At 45.2% G+C, this 13,666-nt stretch carries 9 protein-coding genes and 10 tRNA genes; 14 read left to right on the top strand and 5 right to left on the bottom strand.

Features of this window, described 5'->3' with window-relative positions:
- Positions 1-90: 90 nt before the first annotated feature.
- From HRU42_RS00570 to HRU42_RS00555, 4 genes are all read right to left on the bottom strand, one after another.
- Positions 91-318 carry a hypothetical protein gene (locus tag HRU42_RS00570; RefSeq protein ID WP_295027992.1) on the bottom strand — a complete coding sequence of 76 codons (228 nt, stop codon included), beginning with the start codon at positions 316-318 and terminating at the stop codon, positions 91-93.
- 207 nt (positions 319-525) lie between these two features.
- Positions 526-601 (bottom strand) — tRNA-Val (locus tag HRU42_RS00565).
- A 61-nt stretch (positions 602-662) separates the two neighbouring features.
- Positions 663-738: transfer RNA gene (locus HRU42_RS00560), tRNA-Val, on the bottom strand.
- Positions 739-784: 46 nt separating this feature from the next.
- Positions 785-860 (bottom strand) — tRNA-Val (locus tag HRU42_RS00555).
- Positions 861-1,386: 526 nt separating this feature from the next.
- Here HRU42_RS00555 and gltX point away from each other — a divergent pair.
- From gltX to HRU42_RS00515, 8 genes are all read left to right on the top strand, one after another.
- On the top strand, positions 1,387-2,796 hold the full coding sequence (gene gltX, locus HRU42_RS00550) for a glutamate--tRNA ligase (protein WP_295027990.1): 1,410 nt from the start codon (positions 1,387-1,389) through the stop codon (positions 2,794-2,796).
- 110 nt (positions 2,797-2,906) lie between these two features.
- Positions 2,907-2,982 (top strand) — tRNA-Ala (locus HRU42_RS00545).
- A gap of 150 nt (positions 2,983-3,132) precedes the next feature.
- Positions 3,133-3,208, top strand: a tRNA-Glu gene (locus tag HRU42_RS00540).
- A 154-nt stretch (positions 3,209-3,362) separates the two neighbouring features.
- Positions 3,363-3,438 (top strand) — tRNA-Glu (locus HRU42_RS00535).
- 310 nt (positions 3,439-3,748) lie between these two features.
- Positions 3,749-3,824 (top strand) — tRNA-Glu (locus HRU42_RS00530).
- Between the two features lie 322 nt (positions 3,825-4,146).
- A tRNA-Glu gene (locus HRU42_RS00525) sits at positions 4,147-4,222 on the top strand.
- A gap of 136 nt (positions 4,223-4,358) precedes the next feature.
- A tRNA-Glu gene (locus HRU42_RS00520) sits at positions 4,359-4,434 on the top strand.
- Between the two features lie 39 nt (positions 4,435-4,473).
- A tRNA-Ala gene (locus tag HRU42_RS00515) sits at positions 4,474-4,549 on the top strand.
- Between the two features lie 354 nt (positions 4,550-4,903).
- On the opposite strand, the gene HRU42_RS00510 is transcribed toward HRU42_RS00515, so the two are convergent.
- The gene (locus tag HRU42_RS00510; RefSeq protein WP_295027988.1) at positions 4,904-6,733 is read right to left on the bottom strand and encodes an ABC transporter ATP-binding protein; all 1,830 of its coding nucleotides are present in this window, start codon (positions 6,731-6,733) and stop codon (positions 4,904-4,906) included.
- Between the two features lie 163 nt (positions 6,734-6,896).
- Between HRU42_RS00510 and HRU42_RS00505 the strand changes: the two genes are divergently transcribed.
- From HRU42_RS00505 to HRU42_RS00480, 6 genes are all read left to right on the top strand, one after another.
- Positions 6,897-8,426 carry an Ada metal-binding domain-containing protein gene (locus tag HRU42_RS00505; protein WP_295027986.1) on the top strand — a complete coding sequence of 510 codons (1,530 nt, stop codon included), beginning with the start codon at positions 6,897-6,899 and terminating at the stop codon, positions 8,424-8,426.
- 68 nt (positions 8,427-8,494) lie between these two features.
- Positions 8,495-8,971: a methylated-DNA--[protein]-cysteine S-methyltransferase gene (locus HRU42_RS00500; protein WP_295028057.1), complete on the top strand. Its 477-nt coding sequence runs from the start codon at positions 8,495-8,497 to the stop codon at positions 8,969-8,971.
- A gap of 172 nt (positions 8,972-9,143) precedes the next feature.
- Entirely contained in the window at positions 9,144-10,448 is a 1,305-nt protein-coding gene (locus tag HRU42_RS00495; RefSeq protein WP_295027984.1) for a DEAD/DEAH box helicase, read from the top strand.
- Positions 10,449-10,550: 102 nt separating this feature from the next.
- Positions 10,551-11,021 (top strand): dual specificity protein phosphatase family protein, encoded by a 471-nt coding sequence (locus HRU42_RS00490; protein ID WP_295027982.1) that lies wholly within the window; start codon positions 10,551-10,553, stop codon positions 11,019-11,021.
- Between the two features lie 42 nt (positions 11,022-11,063).
- Positions 11,064-12,590 carry a phosphatidylserine/phosphatidylglycerophosphate/cardiolipin synthase family protein gene (locus HRU42_RS00485; RefSeq protein WP_295027981.1) on the top strand — a complete coding sequence of 509 codons (1,527 nt, stop codon included), beginning with the start codon at positions 11,064-11,066 and terminating at the stop codon, positions 12,588-12,590.
- Positions 12,591-12,682: 92 nt separating this feature from the next.
- Positions 12,683-13,579 (top strand): chemotaxis protein CheV, encoded by an 897-nt coding sequence (locus tag HRU42_RS00480; RefSeq protein WP_295027979.1) that lies wholly within the window; start codon positions 12,683-12,685, stop codon positions 13,577-13,579.
- Positions 13,580-13,666 lie beyond the last annotated feature (87 nt).

Genomic DNA, 13,666 nt, shown 5'->3' with positions numbered 1-13,666 from the left:
TTTATTAGCTGAAAGTCATTTTACTATTACATCAAAAACTAATTAAGTAAAGCATAAGCTTTACTTAATCTGGAGGGGGAGTCCGATTAGTTATTTTTCTGGGTTGATTCGTTTCGAGATAGCGTCGCTGGGGAGTAATTCTAAGTGGCCCAGTTCGTCGAAATACCAGCCGGTGATAAACCCTTTCTGTCTCATACTGACAAGATTGTGCATGACTTCTTTCGCTTCAACTAACGCAGAGGCTTCATCGCAGTTATGAGTTAGCTTAAGGTAAGCTGCTATGCTGCTCAGGGAGGCGGATTGACTGACATCTGCCATAGGATAGATCTCAATTAATGTTATATCTGAAGAATAGTTGAACTTAGCTAGAATGGGGCTGTAATGGCTTTCATATCGGGAAATATTATAGCGACTAGCTGTGTTATTCGATAAACAAAGGTCTCGAAATTAGCGGTATAAATTGGTTTTTATATTAATTTTAACGGGATTAATGTTGAGGGATTTACTATTTACGCAGGCAGAAAATGGTGGTCGATACTGGGCTCGAACCAGTGACCCCCTCCTTGTAAGGGAGGTGCTCTCCCAGCTGAGCTAATCGACCTGGGACTTTCGTTTTTACTGGGTATTTTCTTAGTCACTTATTCGCATAAGCCGTAAGAAAATGGTGGTCGATACTGGGCTCGAACCAGTGACCCCCTCCTTGTAAGGGAGGTGCTCTCCCAGCTGAGCTAATCGACCTGGGACTCTCTATATCACACAATTTATTTCATATTAAACAGAAACATGGTGGTCGATACTGGGCTCGAACCAGTGACCCCCTCCTTGTAAGGGAGGTGCTCTCCCAGCTGAGCTAATCGACCTCGCTGTGTGGGCCGTATTATAGGGGGGAACGATTTAGTGTCAACGGTTTTTTAGATAAAAAAGCGTGTCCGGTGTTATTTTACACTGACTGGTGCATTGTTACCCAAGGCGAGCTTCTGGTAGGGATAAATCATTAAAATCATTAGCCGTTAGCTGCTTGTTATTTTTAAACGACGCACTGAGTGCTTACACATAATGGCTCCAAGCCGCGTGATGCTTAGAAGAACAATGAATATTGATACTCATCTTGATAGCGATGAGTTGAATTTTGAGTGAATCGAATGCTCTCACATTTATATAAGGTGAATATCAACTCCAATTGCCTCAGTTTGCATTTATCCTGCGTATATAAAGAATTAGGTCTAAATTAAAGCCAAAAGCGAGATAAAGACGACATAATCAAGTTGATGAATACGCTTCTTAGCACTTGGTAATGTCCCTGAGGCTGTTTGGCTGTTAGAATATGCGCCACATTCATTGGTACAGTCTAGAATTTAGGCTTTTCTATATAGGTTAGTGTCCATTATGACAACTAAGACGCGTTTTGCTCCAAGTCCTACCGGTTTTTTACATGTCGGTGGTGCTCGTACTGCTCTTTATTCATGGCTATATGCTCGTGCCAACAGTGGTGAGTTCGTTCTTCGCATTGAAGATACCGACATTGAACGTTCGACACCTGAAGCATGCCAGGCAATTCTTGATGGGATGGAGTGGTTAGGGCTTAATTGGGAACATGGGCCTTATTACCAGACGAAACGTTTCGATCGTTACAATGAGATCATTGCTCAGATGTTAGATAAGGGCAGTGCTTATAAGTGCTACTGTTCACGTGAACGCATCGAGAAGATGCGTGAAGAGCAGGCTGAGAAAGGCGAGAGTCAAAAGTATGATGGCCGCTGTCGCGATCTGGCTCCCCGAAACACGGATGAGCCTTTTGTTATCCGATTTAAAAACCCGCAAGAGGGCAGTGTAGTATTTGACGATCATGTTCGTGGTCGAATCGAAATTGCTAACGCTGAGCTCGATGATCTTATTATCGCGCGTACCGAAGGAACGCCTACTTATAACTTCTGTGTTGTTGTTGATGATTGGGATATGGGGATCACTTGTGTTGTTCGAGGTGAAGACCATATCAATAACACCCCGCGTCAAATCAACATTTTAAAAGCATTAGGTGCCCCAATTCCTGAATATGCTCACGTTGCTATGATTTTAGGTGATGATGGTACCAAGCTTTCTAAGCGCCATGGTGCAGTTGGTGTCATGCAATACCGTGATGATGGCTTCTTGCCCGAAGCACTACTTAACTATCTAGTGCGTTTAGGTTGGTCACATGGCGATCAAGAGATATTCTCTATCGATGAGATGAAGCAACTCTTTAAACTAGAAAATATCAATAAGGCCGCTTCGGCATTTAATACCGATAAGTTGATTTGGTTGAATCAACACTACATAAAAGAACTCGATCCAGTTTATGTTGCCAAGCAACTAGAGTGGCACATGACAGATCAAAGTATCGATATCAGTAATGGTCCAGTGTTATCAGATGTGGTCACTGCTTTGGCAGAACGTGCAAAAACATTGAAGGAGATGGCAGCATCGAGTCGTTACTTCTTTGAAGATTTTGCCGAGTTTGATGCGACTGCGGCTAAAAAGCACCTTAGAGGGGTTGCTATGGAGCCGCTGCAACTCGTTCAGAAGAAATTGGCTGAGCTAAATGAGTGGACCTTAGAAGAGATCCATCAAGCAATTGAAGATACTGCTACTGAATTAGAAGTAGGAATGGGCAAAGTCGGTATGCCTTTACGTGTCGCAGTTACTGGAGCTGGGATGTCTCCTGCCGTGGATTTGACCTTATTCTTGGTTGGAAAGGCTCGTTGCGAGCAAAGAATCTCCAAAGCGATTGAATTTGTAGCAAATAGAATAAATTCCTAAAAAACGAGTTGACACTTTTGGGTGTGCTGCATAGAATGCGCCACGCACTTGAGACACAACGAAGCAAAAGCTTAGTAGCGTGCTCAGAAGTGTAGTTTTATTGTTAGTGAGGGGCCTTAGCTCAGCTGGGAGAGCGCAACACTGGCAGTGTTGAGGTCAGCGGTTCGATCCCGCTAGGCTCCACCATCTAACATCACTCTTCTTAATAGAGTCTAAACAATAAGAACCTACCCTAGCGTCTTGTGGGAGTGAGTAGGTCAAGTTTGAATCCTTATCCTTCGGATTTGAGCTTATAGACAACTCTTTATTTGTAGAGTTTAAACAATGAATGTCCGGGTCCCCATCGTCTAGAGGCCTAGGACATCGCCCTTTCACGGCGATAACAGGGGTTCGAATCCCCTTGGGGATACCAAATTTTATTTTTAACTGATGTAAAGTCGGTTAGATGTGAAAAGACTCACTCTCTAACGAGAAAGTGAATCGCAATGTTCCGCTTTTACTCACGCCTTTGAGTACTGGCCTATAAGCTCTTTAATTTTATAGAGTCTAAACAATAAATGTCCAGGGTCCCCATCGTCTAGAGGCCTAGGACATCGCCCTTTCACGGCGATAACAGGGGTTCGAATCCCCTTGGGGATACCAATATTCTTATTTAACTGATAATTACTTCGGTTGAATGTGAAAGACTCAGTTTGAGTCGCAATGTACCGCTTTTACTCACGCCTTTGAGTGCTGGCCTATAAGCTCTTTTTACTAGAGTCTAAACAAGTAAGTCCAGGGTCCCCTTCGTCTAGAGGGAACAAGACTAGGACACCGCGCGCTTAGCTCTTTTTATAATGAGACGAAAAGCACGGTACTCTCTTAAATGAGAGTGAGGTTCGAATCCATAGCCTTCGGAATTGAGCTTATAGACAACTCTTTATTTGTAGAGTTTAAACAATGAATGTCCAGGGTCCCCATCGTCTAGAGGCCTAGGACATCGCCCTTTCACGGCGATAACAGGGGTTCGAATCCCCTTGGGGATACCAAATTTATTTCTAACTGATAAATATTTCGGTTAGATGTGAAAGATTCACACTCTAACGAGCAAGTGAATCGCAATGTACCGCTTTTACTCACGCCTTTGAGTACTGGCCTATAAGCTCTTTTTTACTCGAGTCTAAACAAGTAAGTCCAGGGTCCCCTTCGTCTAGAGGGAACAAGACTAGGACACCGCGCTCTTACCTCTTTTTATATGAGATAAAGAGCACGGCGCCTCTCTTAATTGAGAGTGGGGTTCGAATCCATAGCCTTCGGATTTGAGCTAATAGACAACTCTTTATTTGTAGAGTTTAAAGAATGAATGTCCGGGTCCCCATCGTCTAGAGGCCTAGGACATCGCCCTTTCACGGCGATAACAGGGGTTCGAATCCCCTTGGGGATACCAAATTCTTATTTAACTGATAATTACTTCGGTTGAATGTGAAAGACTCAGTTTGAGTCGCAATGTACCGCTTTTACTCACGCCTTTGAGTACTAGCCTATAAGCTCTTTTTTACTAGAGTCTAAATAAGTAAGTCCGGGTCCCCTTCGTCTAGAGGCCTAGGACACCGCCCTTTCACGGCGGTAACAGGGGTTCGAATCCCCTAGGGGATACCACTATTTACCAGTTTCATGCTTATTTCCAGTGCATGAAATGGGGCCTTAGCTCAGCTGGGAGAGCGCAACACTGGCAGTGTTGAGGTCAGCGGTTCGATCCCGCTAGGCTCCACCATATCTAACTTACTCCTATCTGAATAGGATAGAGTAGACACCTAAACCACCGAAAGGTGGTTTTTTTGTATCTGATCTTCGTGGCTTTATCCGCACCCATTATCTTCCCATGCATTGCAATTTCCCACTAACTCGATATCTGTACATCACAGGCGCGAATTTCTTTTATACCAATCGGTATAATATCATTCCATATCAGTATCTGGTCAGTTCAGAGACTCTCAGTTTTTTCAATTCAAGGCGCATTGATGAGGAAATGGTTATTCCCGAATCCAAAGCATAAAAAAAGCCATCTGAATGATGGCTTCATCTTGTTACTATCGATACCGATTAATCTAGACCTAGGCGATACCGATTAATCTATCCCTAGGAAGCCTCCAGTCTGGTGTGCCCATAGTTGAGCATATATACCGCCATCGTTTATCAATTCCTGATGGGTACCTTCTTCAACAACCTTGCCTTCATCTAAGACTATTAATCTATCCATGGCCGCTATGGTGGAGAGTCTGTGAGCAATCGCTATTACTGTCTTGCCTTGCATTAGCTGGTATAAGCTTTCTTGTATCGCGGCTTCTACTTCCGAGTCCAGTGCCGATGTCGCCTCATCCAGTAGCAAGATAGGGGCATTTTTGAGAAGCACTCGTGCAATGGCGATACGTTGTCTCTGACCGCCAGAGAGTTTGACACCTCGTTCACCCACTTGAGCATCTAGGCCTCGATTCCCTTCGGCGTCCGTCAAGGTTTGGATGAAGTCATAGGCTTGTGCACTCTTAATTGCACTCATTAGCTCCTCTTCGCTGGCTTCGGGCTTGCCATAGAGAATATTTTCGCGAATCGATCTGTGTAGCAATGACGTATCTTGCGTCACCATGCCTATGTTGGCTCGTAGAGAGTCTTGTTGAACATGTTTGATGTTCTGTTTGTCGATTTCGATAGTGCCTTTTTCTACATCGTAGAAGCGCATTAGCAGGTTGACTAATGTCGATTTTCCAGCGCCAGAGCGACCGACTAGACCCACTTTCTCACCCGCTTTTATCTTGAGGTTCAGTTTTTCGATCACACCGCTATTCTCACCATAATGAAAGCTGACTTGGGTGAAGTCGATGGCGCCTTTTTCGACCGTGATCTTTGGTGCGTCCTTTATATCTTGAATCTCAGTCGGCTTAGACAAGGTATTCATACCGTCGGCGACAGTGCCTATATTTTCGAACAAGGAACTTATTTCCCACATGATCCATTGTGACATGCCATTCAACCTTAAGGCCAGACTGATGGCGATGGCAATGGCGCCGACTGTGATGGCACTCGTCGTCCATAACCAGATTGACACGGCTGCGATGGCAAATGCGAGTAGGTAGTTGATGATCTGCACACTGACATTGATACCTGTGACGAGTCGCATCTGTCGATACACGGTATTGAGAAACGTCTGCATGCTGCCTTTGGCGTATTCGGCTTCTTTCTGGGTGTGGGAAAACAGCTTCACTGTGGTGATATTGGTATAGCTGTCGACGATGCGGCCTGTCATATTTGAACGCGCATCGGCCTGCTCGGTTGATACTTGCTTCAATCTAGGTAAAAACCGCAACTGTAGGCCGATATACAGGCCTAACCAGATCAACATAGGCAGCATCAAGCGTAGATCTGCATTGGCTATCATAACCAACATAGAGGTGAAATAAACTAAGATGTACACCAGAACATCCAATAGTTTAGTGACGGTCTCTCTGACGGCTAACGACGTTTGCATCACCTTGGTGGCGATACGGCCCGCAAAATCATTTTGATAAAAAGACACACTCTGTTTCAGTAAATATCGGTGGGCTAACCACCGAATGGACATGGGGTAGTTACCAAGGAGTCCTTGATACACTATCAGTGCATGTAACAAGACTAACGAGGGGATCACCACCAAGACTAATACTGTCATCCCGATCAGCTTGAGGCCTTCCTTCTCAAACAGGGTATCAGGGTCATTGGCTATCAATAAGTCCACAAGCTGACCCATGAAGCCGAATAATGAAACTTCTAATATGGCGAGTATGGCGGTAAGGATGGACATTAATATTAGCGGGCGTTCGAATCCCTTAGTGTAATGACGGCAAAAAGCATATATCCCCTGAGGAGGTTGTTCTGGCTCCGCTGCGGGGAGGGGGTCAACCCATGACTCGAATCGTTTAAACATTGGTTACTCAATCATAATGAATTATCTCTGCCGCTAGCATATCGTAAATCGGTCACCTTGACTTAACTTTGCCTTTTTTGTATTCAGTTCCGTTTTCCGCTAGTTCGTAGTGCGTTTATTCAGTAAAGTGCCTTTAGGATTTTCTCTTATAGTTAGCACCAATATGTCGAACGTTTTGCCTAAGTTATCCAACGAGTCTTGTAGAAAAGCCAGGTTATCCCGTGATCCACGTTTCGATGGCAAATTTTTTATCGGGGTACTCACAACCGGTATTTTTTGTCGGCCAATCTGTCCAGCAGTCGCTCCGAAGGAGGAGAACGTTCGTTATTTTGATTCAGCGGTGAGTGCGTCCAGTGCCGGGCTAAGACCGTGTCTTCGTTGTCGGCCCGACAGCGCCCCTAATTCCAGTGCCTGGAAAGGGACTCGAACGACATTAGAGCGGGCATTGACCTTGATAGAGGGGGGCGTGCTTTCAGGAAGCGATGGCATAGACATTGAGGCTCTTTCGGATAGGTTGGGTATTTCTAGCCGTTATCTCAGGCAGCTTTTTAGCGACAACTTCGGTACGTCGCCTAAAAAGTACGCCCAATTTCGTGATTTAATGTTCGCCAAACAGCTTCTACATCAGACAAATTTAACCGTCACTCAAATTGCGTTTGCAGCAGGATTTAATAGTGTCAGGCGATTCAATGAATCATTTAAACAGACGTTAAAGCTCACGCCTACTGCTCTTAGAAAAACGACGCCGAAAAGCGCTAAAAGTGGCAAGGGGACCGATAAAATGGATCCGATAACTGATGGTGTGATGCTATCTCTGTTTTTCGCTTATAGGCCGCCATTGAATTGGACTCGTCAGATGGCATTTTATCGGCTGCGTATGGTTGACAAAATGGAGTGGGAACTCGATGGAGAAGGTTATGGAAGATGTTTTCAGTTTGGTGAAGCGAGAGGATATTTCGAGGCAAGTCATCAAGCAGAAAAAAATAGATTTAAAGTAAATATCTATCTGACTTCGAGTGACCATCTTGCCAGTTTAAAAGATATCACCATGCAGATCCGTAGGTTGCTAGACTTGGATGCAGACATGGAAAAGATTGAAACCGTTTTAGCGTCGACAGGCATCATGACCCAAGATATGATCCAAGGGCTAAGGTTACCGGGTACCTGGTCCGTTTTTGAAGCGGGTTGCCGTGCTGTACTGGGTCAGCAGGTGAGCATCATTCAAGCGACTGCACTGTTAAATACCCTGGTCAAAGCCTATGGCGAGAATGTCACGATTTCTGGCAAGCAAGTGGTACTTTTTCCTACGCCTGAAGCCATTGCTGCAGCGTCTCTCGATGAGCTTAAAATGCCGGCAGCGAGGAAAGCGGCCCTAAAAGCGCTGGGTTTATTTGTCAGTGAGCATCCCAACGGCTCTGTCGACTCCTGGTTATCTATCAAAGGTATCGGCCCCTGGACGCTTGCATATGCCAAGATGCGTGGCCTAAGTGAGCCTGATATATTATTGTGCTCAGATCTGGTGGTTAAGAAAAAAGTATTGGCTCTGTATCAACAAGGCGTAGAGCCTGTCGCCCACGATAAGCCAACCAAGACCTTATCCCAGGTCGATTACCGTGAGCTAACCAGCAGGCTCACCGAGCAAGCCTCGCCTTGGGGCAGCTACTTAACGTTTCAATTATGGAATTTAGCATGAAGCAATCAACAATCAGCCCCGAATTTGTCTCTATCGATAAAGACTCGCCAACTCCCCCAGATACCTGCATGGCTAAAACCGTGACGACCCAGGTGGGCGAGATCTACATTAAGGCCAATCAATTTGGTTTATCACATCTGAGCTTAGCTGATGCTAAACAGGAGATGAGTGAGCAGACAGCGCTAAACCAACAAGCGTTTAGCTATTTAATGCAGACTGAAAAGGAGTTAGAAGAATACTTCGCCGGTCAGCGACAACACTTTTCGGTTCCTTTAGCGCCAAAGGGAACCGAGTTTCAAACTGCCGTGTGGCAAGCCTTGTTAGCGCTGGAATACGGCACGACCTCTTGTTATGCCGATATTGCCAACAAGATAAACAGACCTAAGGCCGTGAGAGCCGTGGGGGCGGCGAATGGCGCTAACGCCATTGCCATCATCATTCCATGCCATAGAGTGATAGGCAAAAATGGCAGTTTAACCGGTTATGCTTATGGTCTCGAGATGAAAAAATCTCTGCTCAAATTGGAAAACTGTAGCGGCTTTTAGCTCATTGAATGATTAACGTGTTGAGATCTCTGCTGCACAGGATGGTCTCATAGGGTTTTGAGGCAAAGGGCCCCAATGGTAAAATCAAAATAAAAGCTTTCCCTGCTGATCTAGCGTAGAATATGGGCCATATTTAATACTAGAATTATTTCTAACGGATCTTTCCAACGTTATGACCCAAGTAGACTCTTCACAAGCAATATCTGACACGACATTCGAACAACTTGGGTTAATCCCTGAACTGCTAAAACGTTTAACCTTACTCGAGTATCTTAATCCCACCTTAGTCCAAGGGAAAACGATTCCGGCCGTTTTATCGGGTAGAGATCTATTGGCAGGGGCTATTACAGGCTCAGGTAAAACAGCAGCTTTTGCTTTACCTATGCTGCAGAAACTAGCCAAGAGTAGCGCTAAGGTTTCTAAAGGAAATCAGGTCAGTGGACTAGTTTTAGTCCCGACCCGAGAACTTGCTCAACAGGTGGCTGAGAGCTTTAAGAGCTACGGACAATTGATTAAGCCTAGATTGAAAATCGAGGCAGTATTTGGTGGTGTGTCGGCTAATACCCAAATGTTAGCCATGAGAGGGGGCGCCGATGTTCTCGTGGCGACTCCTGGACGATTACTCGATCTTATTTCGAGTAACGCCATTAAGCTTGATGATGTGAAAACATTAGTGCTTGATGAAGCGGATCGCATGTTGAGTCTCGGATTCACCGAAGAGTTAAATCAAGTTCTGTCCTTGTTGCCTAAACACAAGCAGACCTTGCTTTTTTCAGCCACATTCCCAGAAGAAGTCAAGACTCTTACCGACCGTTTATTATCGACTCCAGTCGAAATTCAACTTCAGAGCGAAGAGAAAACTACACTTAAACAACAGGTCTATACGGTTAACCGTAATCGTAAGACAGCCCTGCTGGCACACCTGATTAAAGAGAATGACTGGCGTCAGGTGTTAGTGTTTGCCAGTGCGAAAAATACCTGTAATCGACTCGAGCAGAAGTTGGCTAAGGCTGGGATTGCGGCGCAAATATTTCACAGTGATAAATCACAAGGTGCGAGAACTAAGGTACTCGAGGCGTTTAAAAATGGTGAGATCCATGTGTTAATCGCGACCGATATCGCGGCCCGTGGTATCGATATAGAAAAGTTACCTGTGGTGATTAACTATGAGCTGCCAAGAAGCCCAGTCGACTATATGCACCGTATTGGCCGCAGCGGTCGTGCAGGTGAAGCTGGACTGGCGCTATCACTCATCTCTCACGATGAATATCAGCATTTTAAGCTCATAGAGAAGAAAAATAAAATCAGCTTAGAGCGTGAACAAGTTGAAGGTTTCGAAGCCGATGATGAGGCGCCCTTGGATTGTCCCTCAAGAGAGATTAAATCTATGGCAGCCCCAGAGGGAATGGGTAAGAAAAAACGTAAAAAATTGCCTAAAGCGAATACTGAATTCTGGACGAAAAACTCGCCGAGTTAATGGCTGGTTAATAAGTTTTATGTTTGACGGGGCTGGTTACTGTGATGAACTATCAGTATTAAGTGCCCTTGTATTTCAATGTAATTAAGAGTGGTAAAAGGTATGCAGCATCTTTTTTGGTTAGTTGAAGACAAAATTGCTGGACGTAGTGGGCCAAACAAGGAAGCGTGGGATTTAAAGGACATAAAGCGTGCGGGTATCGGCGCTGTGCTGTCGGTCAATGGTGGTGAAGCATGCGAACCCCAGGCGTTTATCGATGCTGACTTATCTTATGCCTGTATTCCATTTTCAAGTAACATACCTCCAAAAGAAGAAGATTTAGCTCTGTGTGTGGAGCAACTACCTAAGGCACTAGCCTTCATTCGTCAATGCGAGGCAAACAATATGCCGGTATTGATCCATTGCCGTTCTGGAAAAGACAGAACGGCGTTAATCATGGCTTATTACTTGATGGAAAATGGCGCAGCGCCGTTACATGCCGTCAGTCAGGTTCGTGCCGTCAGGGATATCGCTTTCAGCGCAGAAGGCTGGGATCAATTTGCCTTCGATGTGCTCTATGCATTACAAGATTAACGCATAAATAATCAACAAGCGAGTAGGGCAACAGGAGCTAAGGTGGCGAGAGATAAACGGTATTTGACGCTAGTGTCAGTTTTATTTTTTCTCTTGTCTGCTTGTAGTAGCGTCCCCGAGTCTGTAGATAAAAAAGCAAGCTATCGTCTTATCCCCGCAGACGATTCCCCTCTGGCCACATACGTTGCACCACTCATAGAAAAACATCCTCAGCAAACAGGGGTGATCCCGCTAATCAATGGACTGGATGCCTATGTTGCCAGGCTGGCATTAATTGAGTCTGCGAATACGAGTATCGATCTTCAATATTATATCTACCGTAACGATGATACGGGCAGGCTACTTATCTGGCATATTATCGATGCTGCCAAACGTGGCGTAAGAGTCAGAATACTACTCGATGATCTCACCACCAAAGCGTTAGACAAGGGCTTGATGATGCTGGCCAGTCATCCTAATATTGATGTGCGCCTGTTTAATCCTTCCTATTCTCGGACCCTGAGAGGACTGGAGTTCATTACCGGTTTTTCGAGAATGAATCGCCGCATGCACAATAAATCATTGACCGTAGATAATTCAGCCTCGATTGTTGGCGGCCGGAATATCGGTAACGAGTATTTCTCCAACAATATCGATGATGTTAACTTTGGCGACTTCGATTTGATGTTTATTGGTGATTCTGTCGATGACGTTTCTATACAGTTCGATCGATACTGGAATGCGGATGTCAGCTTACCGATAGAGGCGCTGTCAACTCATGTCATTGTTGCAGAAGATATCTCTCAAGCCACTGAATCAATTGGATTTGAGCGTGAGGCATCTGAGTCGAGCCAGTATGTCGGACGTTTACAGTCAAGCCTGTTACTGAAACAGATCCAAGACAATGGGCTTGTGTGGTACTGGGGAGAGGCTGAGGTGGTTTATGATCCACCGGAAAAAGCCCAAAGGAAATCAGCAGACAGCTGGCTGTTATCAGACTTATCTCGATTTTTATCCGCTGCGACCCGTGAGGTACTTATCGTGTCGCCCTATTTTGTGCCGACCAAAGAGGGAACTAACATCTTGGTCGCCGCGGCTAAATCCGGGTTAGATATTAAGATCATCACTAATAGTCTGGCTGCCACCGATGTACTGGCGGTGCATGCCGGTTATCAGGGCTATCGATTGCCTTTATTAGAAGCTGGCATAAAGATATATGAAGTGAAGGCATCTCCGCTTAAGAAGCCTTCATCCTGGTCTGGGAGCTCTCGCTCCAGTCTGCATGCGAAAACGTTCATCTTAGATAGAGAGTCAATCTTTGTCGGTTCTTTTAACTTCGACCCCAGATCGGCAATGATTAACACCGAGATGGGGATCATGTTCCACAATGCCATATTTGCCGATGCGATAGTGACTGGAATCGAAAATGGCTTATCCGAGGCGGCTTACACGCTCGCCGTGGAAGAGGGTGAGCTGGTCTGGTTAGATGAAGCCGAGGGGCTGACTGTCTACGCCGAACCCGGATCGGGCTTTTGGCGCAAGTTTATGGCAAATTTTCTCGCCCTGTTTCCTTTTGAGTCCCAACTATAGAATTTATCACGGTTATTTTGATTGATGTCATCTCTTTTACACTATGATAGATTAGACTTATTCCATTATTTAATTCTCAATTCGGTACGCTAATGAAGAGTAAGGCAAGTCAATCACAAGGCTTATTGCTTTTTCGTCTGTCACAGACACAACTTTTTGCGCTGGGTACACTTAAAATCCGTGAACTCGTTCCCTACACGCCTCTCAGCGCTATTCCACATTCGCATCCCACTATCATGGGCGCCGCTACCATCAGAGGAAAAACCATACCCATAATTGATATGGCATCTGCTGTTGGCTATACCCCCATCACTCGAGAGGAGTTATCGAAAAGCTATATTATTATCACCGACTGCCAACGTATGGTCATAGGTTTCCTGGTTCGCGCCATAGATAAGATCATTGAATGTAATTGGCGAGATATCGAGTCTCCGCCAAATAATTTAGGTAAAAATGCGTATTTAACCGGGGTAACCAAGTTCGATGATAAGCTGGTTCAGCTGCTGGATGTCGAGCTACTGCTCTCCAAGGTGTTTCCACCTAGCCCTGAAACAACGCGAGCCATCTTGACCGATGTCCAACGTGAGAAGCTTAAGCCCCTGAGTATTTTGTTGGTTGATGACTCCAAAGTCGCGCGTAAACAGTTATCCGATGCACTCGACAGTATCAATATCCCCTATCAAGTCACAGCAGATGGGCGAGAAGCATTAGCCATCATGGAGCAGGCGGCGAATGATGGTATGCCAATACAGCTGCTGGTGAGTGACATAGAGATGCCGGGTTTAGATGGCTATGAGCTGGCGTTCGAAGTCAAGAATACACCGGCTTTAGCTCAGGCTTACATCATCTTGCACACCTCTTTGTCCAGTGAAATTAGCGTGAGCCAAGCTCATCAGGTCGGCGCCAACGAAGCCTTAACCAAGTTTGATGCCAATGAGTTGATAAGCGCCATGCTCAGAGGGGTAGAACAACACAATGCTAATGTGTAGTCTTGTGTTACCACTTTGCTGCCACAGGGTAATATAGTCAGCGTTTTATACTGTATTACTAGACATTAGTAGGCCGTTTAGATACAA

This window comes from Shewanella sp., from assembly GCF_013214165.1.
Taxonomy (GTDB): domain Bacteria; phylum Pseudomonadota; class Gammaproteobacteria; order Enterobacterales; family Shewanellaceae; genus Shewanella.
This window is presented reverse-complemented; position numbering and strand designations above follow the sequence as displayed.